Annotated in this window: 14 protein-coding genes; 7 read left to right on the top strand and 7 right to left on the bottom strand. The window is 38.9% G+C overall.

The features are described 5' to 3' along the window. Positions 1 to 55: 55 nt before the first annotated feature. Positions 56 to 4507 carry an NACHT domain-containing protein gene (locus RM368_RS30185; RefSeq protein ID WP_322697463.1) on the bottom strand — a complete coding sequence of 1484 codons (4452 nt, stop codon included), beginning with the start codon at positions 4505 to 4507 and terminating at the stop codon, positions 56 to 58. Between the two features lie 134 nt (positions 4508 to 4641). Between RM368_RS30185 and RM368_RS30180 the strand changes: the two genes are divergently transcribed. The 4 genes from RM368_RS30180 to RM368_RS30165 all read left to right on the top strand — a co-directional run bounded on the left by RM368_RS30180 (position 4642) and on the right by RM368_RS30165 (position 9572). Then, entirely contained in the window at positions 4642 to 4797 is a 156-nt protein-coding gene (locus RM368_RS30180; protein ID WP_322697462.1) for a hypothetical protein, read from the top strand. A 24-nt stretch (positions 4798 to 4821) separates the two neighbouring features. Beyond that, positions 4822 to 6300 (top strand): class I SAM-dependent DNA methyltransferase, encoded by a 1479-nt coding sequence (locus RM368_RS30175; protein ID WP_322697461.1) that lies wholly within the window; start codon positions 4822 to 4824, stop codon positions 6298 to 6300. A gap of 204 nt (positions 6301 to 6504) precedes the next feature. Next, positions 6505 to 9294 carry a dynamin-like GTPase family protein gene (locus RM368_RS30170; RefSeq protein WP_322697460.1) on the top strand — a complete coding sequence of 930 codons (2790 nt, stop codon included), beginning with the start codon at positions 6505 to 6507 and terminating at the stop codon, positions 9292 to 9294. Positions 9295 to 9317: 23 nt separating this feature from the next. Beyond that, the gene (locus RM368_RS30165; RefSeq protein WP_322697478.1) at positions 9318 to 9572 is read left to right on the top strand and encodes an HNH endonuclease; all 255 of its coding nucleotides are present in this window, start codon (positions 9318 to 9320) and stop codon (positions 9570 to 9572) included. An 81-nt stretch (positions 9573 to 9653) separates the two neighbouring features. Here the strand turns inward: RM368_RS30165 and RM368_RS30160 are convergent, their stop codons facing one another. Continuing rightward, positions 9654 to 9827 carry a ribbon-helix-helix domain-containing protein gene (locus tag RM368_RS30160; RefSeq protein WP_071989489.1) on the bottom strand — a complete coding sequence of 58 codons (174 nt, stop codon included), beginning with the start codon at positions 9825 to 9827 and terminating at the stop codon, positions 9654 to 9656. A gap of 173 nt (positions 9828 to 10000) precedes the next feature. Between RM368_RS30160 and RM368_RS30155 the strand changes: the two genes are divergently transcribed. The 3 genes from RM368_RS30155 to RM368_RS30145 all read left to right on the top strand — a co-directional run bounded on the left by RM368_RS30155 (position 10001) and on the right by RM368_RS30145 (position 11168). Continuing rightward, entirely contained in the window at positions 10001 to 10519 is a 519-nt protein-coding gene (locus RM368_RS30155) for a hypothetical protein (protein WP_322697459.1), read from the top strand. Beyond that, positions 10516 to 10821, top strand: a complete 306-nt coding sequence (locus RM368_RS30150) for a helix-turn-helix domain-containing protein (RefSeq protein WP_322697458.1) — start codon at positions 10516 to 10518, stop codon at positions 10819 to 10821. Before RM368_RS30155 ends, RM368_RS30150 begins: the two co-directional genes overlap by 4 nt. 149 nt (positions 10822 to 10970) lie before the next feature. Further along, complete coding sequence (locus RM368_RS30145) at positions 10971 to 11168, top strand: hypothetical protein (protein ID WP_322697457.1); 198 nt, start codon at positions 10971 to 10973, stop codon at positions 11166 to 11168. Positions 11169 to 11616: 448 nt separating this feature from the next. Here RM368_RS30145 and RM368_RS30140 read toward each other — a convergent pair whose 3' ends face one another. The 5 genes from RM368_RS30140 to RM368_RS30120 all read right to left on the bottom strand — a co-directional run bounded on the left by RM368_RS30140 (position 11617) and on the right by RM368_RS30120 (position 16529). Next, positions 11617 to 12318 carry a DDE-type integrase/transposase/recombinase gene (locus tag RM368_RS30140; protein ID WP_322697456.1) on the bottom strand — a complete coding sequence of 234 codons (702 nt, stop codon included), beginning with the start codon at positions 12316 to 12318 and terminating at the stop codon, positions 11617 to 11619. A 169-nt stretch (positions 12319 to 12487) separates the two neighbouring features. After that, on the bottom strand, positions 12488 to 13006 hold the full coding sequence (locus RM368_RS30135) for a TniQ family protein (protein WP_322697455.1): 519 nt from the start codon (positions 13004 to 13006) through the stop codon (positions 12488 to 12490). Continuing rightward, the gene (locus RM368_RS30130) at positions 13006 to 13845 is read right to left on the bottom strand and encodes a TniB family NTP-binding protein (protein ID WP_322697454.1); all 840 of its coding nucleotides are present in this window, start codon (positions 13843 to 13845) and stop codon (positions 13006 to 13008) included. The genes RM368_RS30135 and RM368_RS30130 overlap by 1 nt, the downstream gene beginning before the upstream one ends. Positions 13846 to 13848: 3 nt before the next feature. Then, positions 13849 to 15528: a Mu transposase C-terminal domain-containing protein gene (locus RM368_RS30125; RefSeq protein ID WP_322697453.1), complete on the bottom strand. Its 1680-nt coding sequence runs from the start codon at positions 15526 to 15528 to the stop codon at positions 13849 to 13851. A 401-nt stretch (positions 15529 to 15929) separates the two neighbouring features. Next, on the bottom strand, positions 15930 to 16529 hold the full coding sequence (locus tag RM368_RS30120) for a helix-turn-helix transcriptional regulator (protein WP_322697452.1): 600 nt from the start codon (positions 16527 to 16529) through the stop codon (positions 15930 to 15932). Positions 16530 to 16676 lie beyond the last annotated feature (147 nt).

The raw sequence follows: 16676 nt of genomic DNA, 5'->3' as shown, positions 1-16676 counted from the left end.
GTGTAAAGGGATGGGGAGTGCGATCGCCTAAATATCGCTTGCATATCTCCCAGATTTATTCTCCATCTTCCACTGCACCTAATGCTTTAAGTGTGGCTTTTTCAGATTCGGTTAAGCCTTTAACGCCTGTGATGTTCATGCGTTCATAAGGGCGATCATTGATTATTGTTTTCAGACATTCACCTGTTTTGACATTCCACAACTTAATTGTGTCATCTTTACCTGTACTTGCAAGAGTTTGACCATCATAACTAAAAGCTATTGAAGAAACTTTACCAGTGTGCCCCTGTAATGTTTTTAGGCACTCTCCTGTTTTGATATCCCATATTTTTAGAGTTTTGTCATTACTAGCACTGGCTATAGTTTTAGCATCCGGACTAAAAGCAACTGAAGAAACTTTATCAATGTGTCCTTGTAAAGTTTTGACGCAATCTCCTGTGCTGATATCCCATATTTTCAAGGTATAGTCACTACTAGCACTGGCTATAGTTTTACCATCCGGACTAAAAGCAATTGAATTAACTATGCTAGTATGTCCTTTTAATGTATTAAGACATTCACCACTAAAAACATGCCAAAGTTTCACTGTTTGGTCAAGACTACTACTAGCAAGGATTGGATTTATTGGGCTAAAAACAACACAAGATATTGAATTAGTATGACCTTCTAGAGTTTTGAGACGTTCTCCGTTGCCAACATTCCAAAGTATGATTTTTTTGTCTGCACTACCACTTGCAAGGATTCCACCATTTGAATTAAAGCTAACTGACCAAACCCAATTAGAATGCCCATACAAAGTAGTGAGGCATTCTCCGCTGCTAACATCCCATATTTTAACAGTATCATTACTGCTACCACTGGCAAGTTTTTGACCATCTGAACTAAATACTGCTGAGGATGTTGAATTGCTACTTTTATGTAAAGTTTTTAGGCATTTGCCAGTGTTAACATCCCATAGCTTCAGACTTTGGTCAAAACTGCTACTTAAAATAAATTTACTATTTGGGCTAAAAGTAACTGAACATATCCAGTTACTATAACCCTGCAAAATTTTCAAACATTCACCATTTTGGATATCCCATAATCTTACTGTTTGGTCATGGCTTCCACTGGCAATTTGTTGATTATCTGCATTAAAAGATACTGAACGTACAACATCTGTATGCCCATAAAAAGTTTTTAAGCATCCACCACTACTTACTTTCCATAGCTTTATTGTTTGGTCAATACTACCACTGATAAGCATATCGCTATTAGGACTAAATGCAACTGAAAATACACCTTTACTATGACCCCAGCAAGTGTTTATACATTCACCAGTTTGAAGGCTCCATATTTTTACAGTTGTATCATCACAACTACTAGCTAAAGTCTGACCATCTGGGCTAAAAGTAAGGGAGTATATCTTCTTTTCATGTGCTTCTAAAACTTTAAAACATTTACCGCTCTGAATATTCCATAGTCTTATCGTTAGATCATCACCACCACTAGCAAGAACATTACCGTCTGGACTGAAAGCAACTGACCATATCCAACTCGTATGACCTTTTAGAGTTTTAACGCATTCACCAGTAATAACATCCCAGAGTTTTATTGTTTGATTAACACCACCAGTAGCAACGATTCTTCCATTTGGACTAAAAGCAACTGAATAATTAAAATCCTGAAAAATTTGCAGACATTCACCAGTGCTGACATTCCACAATCTAATGGTCATATCATCACTGCCACTAGCAAAGATTTTACCCTCTGGACTGAATGTAATTGAACGTACCCAATCAGTATGACCTTTAAAAGTCAAGATTTCATTTCCACTAGTAGCTTCCCACAATCGAACAAAGCCATTACTATCACCAGTTGCTAACAAGTTTCCATCTGGGCTAAATGTTACTGACAAAACACTTCCCAAAACTTTAGCAAAGAATGATTCTGCTAGATTTGCTGTAGTAAAATTTACACCTCTTAAACTAGCATTAGAAAAATCAGCCCTTTTAATCACTGCATACGATAAATTTTTCTCATCTAACACCGCTTTATCTAACTTCACAGCCAGCGTCGCCGCATTCCCGCCAACATAACCCACCTCATCTTCAGTCTTACCCCTAGTTGCTTCAATAACAGTAATCAGAGACTCTTCATTAGCCAATATTGGCAAAAGCAAATCTATCACTGCTTTTGTAAGTGGCGCTTTACCAAAGCTGTCCCTCAACTTATCCAAAGACTCACTTTTAAATTCCCTGAGTGGTGCGTTCCCCAAAGGGGTTGCCGCAGGCATCGCCTCCTCACTCCCTTGCCGCGAAAAATAACCAGACCAAGTATAATCAGCAGGCGCGACAGTTTTATCTACAAGCGATCGCGCTTGTGCCAATTCCGTAAAATCATTAGCTAACGCCCCTAACTCTGCGGCAAATTTATACGCTACAAAAAACTCCAACAGCGACCTATGCGCTGGAGTATAATCACCATCAGCATTGCGAACAAGCATCGTCTGCGCCATCATGTCATAATGCCAGTGGTCTAAATCCTTTTCTTCTTGCACACTAGAACCAAATAAGCGGCGGATACGTTCTGGGAAAAGGCGATAATTCAGGCTCATTTGGTCATTAGACAGCATTTCCCAGGAAAGTTCGCACAGGAAATACAGTTTATCTGCCAAAGAAGTAAAAGTACGTTCTGCCTTGATATCCCGTTCCATCTTGCGCCGCACTGCATACAGATAAACCCGTGACATATCTACAGGTTTACCCGCTTCAATATCTGGCAATGCTTCTAAGATTAAATCGGTCATTACTGGACGACGGGCTAAGTCTAATAATTGCTCATTGCCCATCACTTGTTCAACTGTCACTGCTTCAGCTTGGTATGAAAGCACCTGCCGAATTTGCTCATCGTTGAATTTATCCAGTTCTAATACCTCAAATTGCGGCGTTTCGCCAGTCAATTTTTTAGTCGATGCTTGCAATTCTGCATTGAGTAAAGCACGTCCTTCTTTCGCCTCTGGGAAATGCTCAGTCCGACAGGTAAGGATAACTTTAGCACCGGGAACTACCACCTTTGCCAGTTCCCAGAAGTTGTTAATCATCTGTTGGCGGTCAACTTTTGCTGCCATTTCGTCAAAGCCATCGAAAATTAGCAGCAATTTACCCATGCGGTTGAGTTGGTCGAAAACTTCGCTGTTGATGCGGATATTATGTTGGGTAAAAAAGAAACCTGCTAAAACATTCTCTACATTTAACGCTTTGGCAAAGTCACGCAAGGTAATTACTAAAGGAAGACGGGGACGTTCAACACCACGTTTTTGAGCATCGCGGTAACGTTGCAGTGCAGTCCAAGCATAGTGAAAGACAAACCAAGTTTTACCTGTGCCAAATTCTCCCAGAATGGAAATATGCTCTTTTGCAGGGTCATCAAGCCACAAGTCTATATAGCCATCAATCCAGCCGTCTTCTTCCTCGTATCGACTCACCCCAATTCGCTGCTTAGTTACTGGGTCAATTTCTTCTTTTGTACAAGCAAGAGGTACATACTTAGTATCAATTTTTCGGCGTTTGATTTCTGCTTCTAACCAGCCAAGATAGGCATTAAAGTCGGCATCCAAGTCAATTAGTTCGTCAAAAGTGAAACAATCAAGATGACGATTTGTTTCCTTTTTGACTTCATCCCTTGCAGCGCGGGAAATGCGGCGGGTAGTTACTAACCATCCTTCATCAGTTTTTTGCGCCTCAACTGAGGAACGCAACGCCATGACATCACTCAGTCCAATTTCTCCAGCAACACCACGTATAAGAATGCGGTCATAACTGCGACGTACTGGAATTTGAATTATCCATTCAAAATATTCCTCTGCCCAGATTTCATATTTTTCAAAGTCATAGCCCAAAGTTTCAAACCATCCTCGCATCTGTTGGGCTAATGCGATCGCTCTACATTGGTTTTCAGTTACATTTCCTGGTAATGCAGGATAATTCTCTACTGCTAATCGTGCTATTTCTGTCCGAATTCCCTCCAGCGTTGGCAATCTTTCCAGTTGTTCTTGGATACTCGCAATCCTTTTATGTAGAGAACCAATTTTCTGGTTCAGCAATACATCAGCAGGTGTGCGAGTGCGTTTAGCAACTTCGATAAATACCGTAGCAAATTCAGCTACTTCTCGCCTGATATCAAGTTCCAAACTTCTGATATCATCACCCAAGGTATAGGCATCTAGAAAAGCATCAACCTCAGAAAGGAGAATTGAGGGGTTATTATGGTCTAATGCTGTACGAAAAGCTTGTTTAATTGCTTCTTGTCGGAATAATTGCAGTAATGGTTTTGGTTTGCCAACACCGTACTCTACTAAGGCGTAAGCATAAACACCACTAAAATCAGCAGGTGGATGCTCTGGATCTAGGTTAAATTGCTGGAGTAACTTAATTACTGTCTCACTACGCAGAATTTTTTCTTTAATCAAAGGATTGGCGATGCTAGTAATGGCGTTAAAGACCAGATCCAGATTAATCAAACTCATGAGGACACTCCGAAAGCGCAGAGCTATATTGCTAACTAAGGGTTAATTACTATTAGAAATGATATACAGTCAAAAAAAGTTTTATTTTATACTTTCTCAATCATTATCAAAAAAATACACCTAATAACTGTAATATGCTCCAACTTTGGGATTTTTCGCAGCGATGGATTAATTCAGTTAGACAAAGAGTGAAGCTGGCATTATGGCTGCAAGTGAGCAACCGAATCATTAATTTGAGCTTTCCTTCGCGGCGATCGCCATCTCAAAAATATATAATTCTTCGTTACTAACGACACTACCTGTAGCATTACTCAATGGCTAACGAATCCTCAACCATCGTTCAAAAACTCTGGAATTACTGTAACGTCCTCCGCGATGATGGCGTTAGCTACAGTGACTATGTAGAACAGCTTACCTATTTGCTGTTCCTGAAGATGGTCGAAGAACAAAACCAACTTCCCCCGCCTTTGGGCAAACGTTCTACCATTCCCCCAGAATACAGTTGGTCAGCACTGCGATCGCAAGATGGTGATGCTTTAGAAACCCAGTACCGCCACACATTAGAAAATCTGGGTAAAGAAAAAGGACTTTTGGGCGTTATCTTCCGCAAATCGCAAAATAAAATTCAAGATCCTGCCAAACTCAAGCGACTGGTAGAACTCATCAACTCAGAAACTTGGATTGGTTTGGATATCGACGTAAAAGGGGAAATCTACGAAGGATTGCTGCAAAAGAACGCTGAGGATGTCAAAGGCGGTGCAGGTCAGTATTTTACGCCAAGGGCATTAATTAAAGCTATTGTCGAAGTCATGCAACCCCAACCAGGACAGCGCATCTGCGATCCTGCTTGCGGTACAGGTGGTTTTTTCTTGGTTGCTAATGACACCATTACCAAAAATTACAAACTCGATAAAGCCCAAAAGCAATTCTTGAAAAATCAAACCTTCAAAGGTTTTGATGTCGCAGATGGGGTAGTCCGCCTCTGTGCTATGAATTTGTATTTACACGGTATAGCTGGTGATGAAAGTCCAGTGGAAGCCAAAGATAGCTTGATGGCAGATCCAGGCGATCGTTTTGAATTAGTATTAACCAATCCACCCTTCGGTAAAAAAAGCAGCATCACCGTTTTCAACGATGATGGCAAAGCAGACAAAGAAAAGGTCGTTTATCGCCGTGATGACTTTTGGGCTACCACATCTAACAAACAGCTAAACTTTCTCCAGCACGTCAAAACCCTACTGCAAATCAACGGTAAAGCTGCTGTTGTCATTCCCGATAACGTCCTGTTTGAAGGTGGTGCTGGTGAAACCATCCGCAAGAAATTACTGCACGAATGCGACGTACATACCTTGTTGAGACTGCCAACTGGTATATTCTACGCTCAAGGTGTCAAAGCTAACGTATTATTCTTTGACCGCAAACCCGCCAGCGCCGATCCCTGGACTAAGAAACTCTGGATTTACGATTTCCGAACCAATCAGCACTTTACCCTGAAAACCAATCCTCTGCGCTACGAAAATTTGCAAGACTTTATCCAATGCTATAGTGCGGAAAATCGCCAGAAGCGCCAGGAAACAGAAAGATTTCGAGCCTTTAGCTATGAAGAACTGATGCAACGCGATAAAGTCAGTCTGGATATTTTCTGGCTGAGGGATGAAAGTTTAGAAGACTCTGATAACCTCCCAGCACCAGATGTTTTAGCCTTAGAGATTGCTGAGGATTTAGAAGCAGCGTTGGAACTGTTCCAAAGTATCACCGAGAACTTGGAAACGAAAACTGTCAGCGAAGTGTAAGTGGGTTGGGTGAGACGCAAGTTTTTTCCAGAACGTTGAAAATACCTTTATTTTTTACAATTACCAATAGTTTTAATAGTCACGTAGGGAATTATAAGGGAAATAGCTTTCAGATCAATTACAAGCAAGTTATAGAGTATTATTTTATACATAAGCTTGCTTTGTTAATTGCTTTTTCCTTTATTTTCAAAAGCGGAGAGTAGTATGAATAGATCCAACGCCTTTAACAAACAGGACAGTCTCAAAGTTTATATAGGTGATCTACTCAAGCTTGCTCAAGAAGAAAATTCCTTAAAAACATATAATTCTTTATCACTAGAAACTTCTTTAAAAAAAGCAACTTCTCCGAGATTTGAGATTGTTTTTGCTGGGGCATTTAGTGCAGGTAAATCTATGCTAATTAATGCTCTTTTAGAGCAAGAACTTTTATATAGTTCTGAGGGACACGCAACTGGTACAGAGTGTTATATTGAATATGCTGAACCTGAACAAGAACGAATAGAGCTAACTTTCTTAAGTAAAGCGGAAATAAGAAATGAAGCTGCCTCTTTGATAAGTGAAATTGAAAATTTACTTGAAGAGGATTGGGACTACACAGAACTAAATTTTGAAGATTCTAACTTACTTGAAAATCTGCATAATGATTGTGAAGTCATTATTCATGAGCAAGGTGGTGCCAGAAAATCTGAAATAGCGAAAAAAGCAGATGCATTAAGACTTATAATAGAAGGATTTAAAAATAATACTCAATGGATTTATCCAGATACGAATGCTGTAAGATCGATGGATGATCTAAAACTTGTTTTCAATCAAGCTGCTGAATATGCCCGTCGTGGCAGTAATAGTGCCGTATTAAAGCGGATTAACTATTTCTTTAATCACCCTCTTTTGGAGCGGGGTAATGTTATTGTTGATCTCCCTGGAATTGATGCTCCAGTAGAAAAAGATGCACAATTAACTTATAAAAAGATTGCAGATCCTGAGATATCCGCTGTTATTTGTGTTCTCAAAATCGCTTCAGAAGGTGAAGTCACAACTGAAGAAACGCAACTTTTACAGAATATAAGAAAAAACCCAGGTATTCGTGATCGCGTTTTCTTCGTTTTTAATCGCATTGATGAAACTTGGTACAATAATGATTTAGCAAAGCGATTGACGGAAATAAAATCTGATTTTGTAGAAGAAGAAAATAAAAATAGAGTTTATCAAACTAGTGCCCTGCTTGGCTTTTATGGTAGTCAAATTAAAAATACCAATAAAGAAAATAGATTTGGTATAGATACTATTTTAAATAAAAATCAAGACATTGAAGAAAGTCAAGAGTTTCCACATCAGTTTGTTTATGAATTTAATCGCTATTGTGCTTCTAATAAGCTAACTACTACGAAATTTGAAATTACTACAAGTAATCGGCAAACTGAGAACGAAAAATATTTAAATACTCTAGAGAAGTATGAGCAACCTCTTATTAATCAATTAATTGATGATAGTGGTGTCAAACAGTTTCGTGAGAGTATAACTTCTTATTTAGTTGATAATAAACATCGAGAGCTTTTTGAAAACTTAGCTGATGACCTGGATGAATACTGCCGTCATATAAAACAATATTACGAAGATTTGTATAATGATTTGTCTGGACAACCTGACAAGCCTGAAGATATTAAAGCTCAAGAATTTGCAAATATTAAAATTGATTTACAAAATATAGCAGATAGCTTTAAAGAAGATATGCTCAAGGAAGTTTTAAAGGTTGCATCAGGACATTTAACTTTTGAAAAAGACTATGAGCATCTTAAAAATAAGATGCTTAGTAAACTAGAAGAGCTTTTAAATGGTTTCTTTTTATGGGATGCCTATGAGTCTGCAAGAAAAATTCATAGGCAATATATTACGGTTCCTTTATTGAGTATTTTGGGTGAGGCTTTCTATTATCTTACAAGTAAACTTGAAAATGTTTTAGCTCAGGAATGTGAAAAGTTAGTAGCTAAATTTTTTGAGCGTTTAATTAATCATGTTTGTAAACAGGATTACTACAAAGAACTTAAACGATTTCTAGGCGAAGATGTTGCAATCACTACTAGCTTGAGTGAGTTGAAATCTGAAATTACAACAATACTTAAGCAGTATGCTCATCAGGAGTGTGAATATTATTTACGTGAAGATCCAGAATTTTACACTGATTCGTACAATCACCTTTCCGATAGTAGGTATACATCTAGTTCTGAAGGTTCGGAAGATGAAGAAGATGAAGAAGAGGAATATCTAGATGAAGAAGAATATTCAGAAAATGAAGATGATAACTATGATGAAAAGGGACTTGATTCATCTATTCAGCAAGGAAAAATTAATAATAAAGTTGGAATTTATCAATTCCGTGAGGCATTACAGCAAACATTCCAAAATTATACAAAAGAAAGCATAGAAAGTGTCCAGCCTGTTGTTCGTCAACTTTTACACCTAGACTTTCAAAATAAAGTTGAGAAAACAATTAATCAGACATTTCGCCACACTTTTAATAGTATTATAAACGACCATATACAGACCTTAGTAAGTAAGAAGTATCAAGAAATTATTCATCAGGATGAATGTGCCCGTAAGCACTTAGACAAATTAATAGAAAATGATGCAATAAAAAAAGTTAGTGAACGTAACTGTAAATTAAGAGAAATTACAGATAAAAGCAAAAAATATAATGAAATTATCAAGTCAATAAATTTGATTTTAAAAGATGAAGGCTTAGGAAATGAAAGACTCATTCCTGAAATTATTGAATCAATCCAGACCAAAGAAGCAGTTGCTGAAAATAGTGACTTATTCAATACTAAATCTGTAGGTAAAAATTCTACAGAGCAAACACACGAGAATACAGATGAAACTACATCAAATATTTCGGAAGATTTTCAGGTGGAGCCAGCAGCAGAGGTTAGTTCTCAAAAAATAGAGAAAAAGCCCAGAAAAAATGGATCTGGTTTTCTTCCAAAAACATCTAAATAATTTTGATTAATCAACTTTTATTTATGGGTATATTGCGAAAGAAAACGCCTAGAATACCAATACCTCCAGAGGTAAGGATTTTTGTTTTTGAGAGGGATAAATATCAATGTCAAAGTTGTCACTGTATTTTTTCAAAAACGGAGTTAAATGTTGATCATATTATTCCTCTAGCTCTTGGTGGATCAAATGACTTAAGTAACTTGCAAACACTCTGTCGCGACTGTAATAAAAAGAAAAAGCACCGAATTGATCCACGTTTCAAGAGGCGTTTTAGCTAATAGTTAAAAAGCTTGTACAGGAATAAATTTCCTCTGTTGTTCATTTTTTACCCTCCCAAGACGCTAGACGATCTAATCGCCTCACTTCCCCTTACCAGGCGGCGAAATCGTTCCATCCGCCTGCGCTTGTCTAATAGCTCGTTTCAGAATTAACACTGCCATTTGCGACAAAGAACGCTCCTCTGCATCCGCCAGTTGTTGCAGAGCTTCTTTGTCTTCTTCTTCCATGTAAATACTCAATGTTACTTTTCCCATGTGACTATTATCAGCTTCTCTATGTGTTTTTATATTAAATCACTAAAAACAAATAAATTTAAATAGAAGCACATAAAATTTATGTATAATTACTGATAAGTCAAAAGCCAGGGCGCAACTTTCTCAGGGCTGACGCACTGGCTTCTGGCTCCTTCTCACAGGAGACATATTCCATGTTAAGACCTGTTTGCCACAAAACAGATGAACACAGAAGTTATCTACAAGCTTTAGATGACTTCAGTATTGCTGAACTATTAGCGAAACTCAATAACTATTGTGAACAGCAAGAACAACAAACTTTAGCAGCGTTGTTGATTTCCCAATTAACTCAGAGTCTTGATGCTGAACTAGTTGCTAGTTATTTGAGTGCGATCGTGCTCAATCGCCATGATTTACTCCCAAGATTAATCAACCAGAAATTTTCTGCTAGTTCTGTTGATTTACCTGACGACTTTCCTAATACAGCAAAGACACCTCGCTTTTTGTATGGCGACAAATTGCGTTGGATTGGTTCTGGCACCGATTGGGGAACTGCGATCGGCAGATTTTATAGCTTTGCTCCCCATCTTTGCTGCTGGAGTTGGTGCTACCTGATTTGGTTGAGCAAAGATAGCCCCAGTGCCGCTTGGACATCTGCCGATATTGCTTGGGAAGAGGATTTAGAGCCAATAGAAGCGGAGCCAATGCTATGACTAATCCGCGTCCTTTACAGGCACGAGAGCAAAGTTTAATTGACCTTTACAGCCATTGTCAATTAGGAATGACACCCAAGAATTTTTATGCCAAATGGGATGTTAATCATGAGGCGATCGCTCGTATTTGCTCTCGTTCACTTTCAACTGTCCGGCGTTGGTTTTCCAAGGGTCGCAATTACCGCAGTCCCATGCCCAGTGATTTACGCCATCTTGCCCTGATGGACTTCCTGCTAGAACACTTTGAGGAAATTCCCGAAGAATGTCTGAATATACTCTGTTCTCTCACAGGGCATAAGTAGGAATCGAAAAGTCAACCAATTGCAATGTCAGGATGACATTTCTTTACCAGCCACTCTCACAGTAGGGTGGCTTTAATCTTGTAAAAATTTGAGCCACATTTGTTAACTCCAATTCACTAGCTAAATCATAGATTTTATGAGGAGATTTTGTGACCTACATTGAAAAGCTAAATCCTTGGTGTATAGTTCGCCATTTTCCTAATATGCAACACCAGATAGTTGCTCGTTTTCGTCGTCGTAGTGATGCAGAGGCTCATTCACAAGTTCTGCGCCGACTAATACCAAATGCAACTTTCTCAATCATGTTCTATCCAGCAGTCGAGCAAGCAGAACAAATTACCCCATGATTTTAATATTCTGGAAGTCAGTTAAATTATAGCGAGTCTCTTTCAGAGGTACTTTGCTAACGCATTTTAATCAAATATTATTTATTCAGACAACAAGCAATTACCTTAAGGATGTTTTTAGTCCTTAATGTCTTGCTTTCCCCTAACAGCATTAACTTCAAAACATATCCCCTCTTGATTTCTTAGAAAACAAAGGCTAGCAAGAGGGGATTATATTTTGATGACACTGACAAAAGTGTTATTGAATTGCGCGGTTTTGTTAGTCAACAATACTTTTGGCAATCTACTATCTCATCAAAAGTCATAGCTGAATTAGTAAAACTATAAAATCTCACACAGGTACAAAGAGAAATCGTGAGTTTTCATATTCTTTGTCCAGGATTAGGAATAAGTTCTTATTCAAATTCAGCCATGTTTAATTTCACCATCTAATTATGCTTTTTAAAGCCTAATTTTGAAAGTAGATATCTAAACCTTGCTCATTAAATATAACTGGTTGAGCAGATAGCTCTGATTCCCATCTTTGGAGCCTTGTCTGGTTTCCTTGTGTAGCATCAAGCTGTTGATTGTAAATATCAACAATGTAGCGAACTAGCCGTAAGTTTAGTTCCTGCAAAGTCAGAGAAGCTTTTTCCTCTGCTGTATTTAGACTGGACTGAGCTTGAATGTTGAAATTTATATATCCAGGTAAAGCAGCCAGAAACTCCGTATTAATCTTCCGGAAAATACGTTCTGCAAATCCACCTTGACTGAGGTGGTCATCGCACAGACGAAAATTAATACCTAACTGCAAACAAATCTGTCCTAAGCGTTGAGAGCGAAAATCTCTGCTAGCATCACCGCAAATAATTTCAGGAACACCATAAGTTACCCATTCGCGATTAAGTTGATATTCTTCTCCATACTGCTTTGGCAAAATAGCATGACATAATGCTAAGACAATAGAATGAGAACTAGGTCTATCAAAGCCTAGATGAAAGCCCATAATACAGCGAGAATAACTGTCTATAATCAACGTTAAATAAGGAAAAGTTACAGATTCACCATGTTGGTCTACCAGTAGGATATCTAGCTTACTATGGTGACATTGCCAAACTTGATTGCTATAATCTACATCTACAGTTTGCCTTTCAAAAGTTTGATTTATCATAATTTTTCTCCATTCTAAATTACCTACGGTTATTCACCTTTAAGTAGGTGAAAAGTAGCGGCATTACAGTACAGCAATGCACTAATTAGTGCATAAATACTATAAAAATATAATTTACCACTCTTGAAATCAGAAATCAATAATTACTTTATAAAAAGGCAAAAATTGATTATTTTCCATGCTTAGAAATAAATTTTTGAAAGACAATCATCTCCTCAAAAGGCAGAAAACAACGCTGACACCAATTATCTGCCCACAAAGATGGAACTTTGAATCTTGCCCCACAGTTGGGGCATTCTGACAACAAGGTTAATTTATGGCTCGTGCAGCCTTGCGTTACTTTAAGCTGCCATTCCATCTTGTGACATGGCGACTCAACATAACAAGCAGCACATAACCGAATTGGCTCAATTTTCATACCCCCTCCAGCAGGCGGTAACATCTTCGCTAGCCTATCAGCATTAACCTCCACAACCTTAGCCAATGCCTCTAATTGCTGGCGAGACGGTAGGGGATTAAACCGAAATTTTTCCCAACGTGCGATCGCACCCCCAAGTCCTGTGGCTTTACCTAACCCAGTAGGCGTTAAATCATTTGCCCGTCGAAAACGCCCTAAAAAGTGACTCAAACTTTCTCCCTGTAAAGGTTCTATTTGAAACAGCCAAGGTTGAATTTCTACAACTTCCATTACTTGTACTCCGCCGTAACTTCCTTCAGCGTTTCCAAATCAACTTTCTGTAGTCCTTTCTTTAACGCCCGAATTGCTGATTCTCTCAAAATCATATCTAGCAAACCAATATAACCCCCCGTTGCCTCACCTAAAGTTTTTAGCATCGTCTTGCTGGAAAGATTAGAAGCAACTGGCAGTTTTAAAATTTGTTTTTCCCAAATCTCCACAGTTCGCTTAAAATCTTCACCAGAAAACTTACCAAACCGATGACAGGCACGAAAACGGTTATAAACTTGCTCATCCCGCTTGATTACAGCGTCTAATCTGTCAGTACCCACCAAAATCACCGCAATTTCTAACTTGTCAAAAATATCTCGCACTTCAGCAAAAGTTTTGGGTTTCAAGCGGTCAGCTTCATCAATAATCAGCATCTCAACCCCGTAACTTTTAAGAGATCGAAATGTGCGTTCTCTAATCTCAGCTACAGTTCCCTTACTCAGCTGATACTTTAAATGCTTAAGAATCTCATTGAACAAATCCTTAGCACTACACTCTGAAGGTATGTTTTCAAGAAAAGCAATAGGTACTATTGGTGGTTTTCCTTTTTCTTGTTTGAGTTTATACTGGTGTCTGTAGGCATCACAACCCATTGTTTTACCAGTTCTGGATTCTCCTACAATACGACCAGACTGACGTGCTTGACGCTTTCCTTCTAGCCAGTCACTAAGAATTTTAACTTGCTCCAAGAAGATACAAGTCTTCCGGTTCAATCTTTGAATTTCTGCTTGTAGTTTTTCACCATTGACTGGAATTTCACCTAATTGTTCGGCAACTGCTTGAGCTTGTTTTGAAGTCATTTTTTACCACCCGTAATCTTCACGCATTTGTTCGTAATCAAAGACCTCTGGCATTTGGTATTCTGGGTCACTATCAACCAATGCCACTTCAATTTCTTCTGGTTCAACTATCAATGGTTGTTTAGCTTTTTGTACTACAGCCTGTTCCGCTTTTTGACGTTCCTTTTTGGTTTTCTTTTGGGTCAGGAAAGTTTCGCGATCGCGTACCTCTGCCAACATTGAGCGATTGCTAATCATCTTCCCTGCTTGGCGAATCTTGCGACTACTAGCTTTCGCCTCATCCAAAGATAATTGCTCAGTTTCTAAATCCTGAGCAAATGCCCTAGCTAAAAACTCTTCTTTATTACCTGAATGGCGATAAACCAACAAAGTTGTAATGTCTTTGGGGTCATAGCGCAGTACAACGCTTTCACCTGCATAACCTGCCAAATGTTCTCCCCGATACGTCAGATTTTCAAATTGCAGATATCCACCTCTATAAATAGAGCGTCGAGTTTGCTTCATTAGGCAAATACGTAACTCCTCTTCTGAAATTACATTAGGAGAAGCAATTAACCCTGCTTCCCATCGTTGATAGCGAGTTTGATCGCCAAGACGCGCATCAGGACGCTGGTTATATTTATCCACGATGTAGCGTACAAACCTATGTTCCAACTCCCGTAAAGTCAGACAAGCCTCCTTCTCAGCTTGCTCTGGACGTTCCTGCACATTTGATCCTGTGTATCCCGGCATATTAGAAAAGAAGTCAGTATTAAAAGTGCCAAAAGGACGCTCAACAATACCACCTTCACTGGGGCGATCGCGTAAATGACAAACAAATCCTAATTGCACACCTATCTGTTGCAAATGGTTTGAGCGAAAATCTTTACCACCATCGGTATAAAAATGTTCTGGTTTTCCGTAGGTTCCCCATTCTTCATGGAGTCCATATTGTGACCCATACTGCTTTGGCAAAATTGCATGGCGCAGTGCTAATGCTACTACCTGAGAACTCGGAGCATCAAAGCCTAAGTTTATCCCCATGATGCAACGGGAGTAAGTATCAACAACTGTTGTCAGCCAAGGACGACCCAAAAGTTCACCATGCTGATCTACCAGCAATAGGTCTACACGAGTATGGTCACACTGCCAAACATGATTGCTATATTCTACTGATAAGTCTTTGCCATCGCGGGTTTTAACTGATAATCGAGAACCATGCCAACCTCGACTTCTAACACCTGCTTTTTGTTCTTGCTGCTCAATAATCGGTTGTAGAACTCGATACACAGTCCTATAGCTGGGATATTTTTTTTGTCCTAATTCAGCCGCCCTTGCTTGTACTCTGATTGCCACTTGTTGGGGAGTAATTCGCTTACTACCTTTATTGCCTTCCTTATAAGTTTTGATGATGAACTGTTGCCAATCAGTGTCTATTCGATGTTTGCCTTTGTCAGCCCGTGCCGTAGTTTGAAGTGCAGCTAAACCTGACTCTTCCCATTTCTTTACCAGTCGCCGTACCGTTCGCACAGACTTGCCTAGTTTGGCTGCAACCTCCCTTTGTCTTTCTCCATAGGTGATGCGATCGCATGGTTCTAGTAATTGCTGAATCATATCCAGCAAATGCCTATCATCTGCTGAGAGTTCCGTCACAATCTCATCCTTTTCTGCCTCTTGATCGCTATTGGTATGATCGTCCAGCATTTTCACATAATTGTTTAATACAAACGTAGTTGTATTGTACTATTTTAAGGACATTTATTTTGTCAATTTTTATAAAAATGTAGGCTCACAGCGTTTTTGAAGAAAGGACAGATATTTTGTCAAAATTCCAAAAGAGGACAGGTATTTTGGCAATAAGCCTCTAGTAGCCCATTTTCAGCCTAAAATAGTAAAACCCTTATCAAGTAAGGGTTTTAAGCTAAATATTTTTGAAGACATTAATTTGTCAAGTGGTCATTTAATTTGGCAATCGACAACTTTACCCATAACTTTGCCGCAACGGCAAGCTTATGGTTCCGATAGGGGGTGGCAAAGTTATGCTTCCAATTTTCCAGGTGTAGAGAAAGAAGCCAACTTACTCTGCCCTTTTAAGTTTAATAGCTTTACACTCCAATTTCACGTCGTGTTTCATTTAAAGCAGCACGAACCTGTTTGTAACGGAGATATCCAGGATGAGTCATTATTTCAGACACACGAGCTTCTGAGGGGTATTCTCCTTGATTATGCAACTTAAGTACAATCTGCTTAACTTCTATGCAAGATTGCTGTATCTTTTCTGTGTGACATGCTTTACCATAACTACGGTATTTGGCAGAAATGGCACGGCATAAATCTGGAAAGTGGCTGAAAATTGTCCGCCTATTGTATCCTAAACCTGTAGCTACTTCTTCCATTGTCAGTGGTGGCTGGTTGTCGCTTGCAAGGATTGCTAGCAAGGTATCTTGTACTTGATTAGCGTCGAAAAGTTTTGGAGATGCTCTTTGTGTAGGCGATCGCCGAATGGTTTTGTGTGAGATTTTCGTAAAAGATTTAGCAGCAAGTTGTTCTGGTTTTAGTAAATCTAGTAGAGATATTTCTAAGCGATAACAAATTTTGAGAAGTATATCAAGTACTGGTAAAGCTTTACCCGTCTGCCACATCCATAAAGTATTCTTCGGTATTCCCATCAAACGAGCAAACTCAGCTATATTGCTATTAGTCACTGCATTTATGACTAGACTCAAAGATTTGGCAATTTCTTCTTTTGCTGGTGGGGAGTTAAAAGATGGGGTGGAAGAAATTAATTCTCCAATAACCTTCAGGGGGCGACAGTGGAGCTAAAGAGCTTGCTGTATAAGTGACATAGCTTT

The organism is Nostoc sp. DedSLP03, from assembly GCF_034530815.1.
Classification (GTDB): Bacteria; Cyanobacteriota; Cyanobacteriia; order Cyanobacteriales; family Nostocaceae; genus Nostoc.
The sequence above is the reverse complement of the archived record's forward strand: the minus strand, read 5'-3'. Positions and strand labels throughout refer to the sequence as shown.

Excerpts from the sequence above, each read along its gene's own strand:
- RM368_RS30185 (WP_322697463.1), bottom strand. The coding sequence starts at position 4,507 with ATGAGTTTGATTAATCTGGATCTGGTCTTTAACGCCATTACTAGCATC.
- RM368_RS30180 (WP_322697462.1), top strand. The coding sequence starts at position 4,642 with ATGCTCCAACTTTGGGATTTTTCGCAGCGATGGATTAATTCAGTTAGA.
- RM368_RS30175 (WP_322697461.1), top strand. The coding sequence starts at position 4,822 with ATGGCTAACGAATCCTCAACCATCGTTCAAAAACTCTGGAATTACTGT.
- RM368_RS30170 (WP_322697460.1), top strand. The coding sequence starts at position 6,505 with ATGAATAGATCCAACGCCTTTAACAAACAGGACAGTCTCAAAGTTTAT.
- RM368_RS30165 (WP_322697478.1), top strand. The coding sequence starts at position 9,318 with ATGGGTATATTGCGAAAGAAAACGCCTAGAATACCAATACCTCCAGAG.
- RM368_RS30160 (WP_071989489.1), bottom strand. The coding sequence starts at position 9,827 with ATGGGAAAAGTAACATTGAGTATTTACATGGAAGAAGAAGACAAAGAA.
- RM368_RS30155 (WP_322697459.1), top strand. The coding sequence starts at position 10,001 with ATGTTAAGACCTGTTTGCCACAAAACAGATGAACACAGAAGTTATCTA.
- RM368_RS30150 (WP_322697458.1), top strand. The coding sequence starts at position 10,516 with ATGACTAATCCGCGTCCTTTACAGGCACGAGAGCAAAGTTTAATTGAC.
- RM368_RS30140 (WP_322697456.1), bottom strand. The coding sequence starts at position 12,318 with ATGATAAATCAAACTTTTGAAAGGCAAACTGTAGATGTAGATTATAGC.
- RM368_RS30135 (WP_322697455.1), bottom strand. The coding sequence starts at position 13,006 with ATGGAAGTTGTAGAAATTCAACCTTGGCTGTTTCAAATAGAACCTTTA.
- RM368_RS30130 (WP_322697454.1), bottom strand. The coding sequence starts at position 13,845 with ATGACTTCAAAACAAGCTCAAGCAGTTGCCGAACAATTAGGTGAAATT.
- RM368_RS30125 (WP_322697453.1), bottom strand. The coding sequence starts at position 15,528 with ATGCTGGACGATCATACCAATAGCGATCAAGAGGCAGAAAAGGATGAG.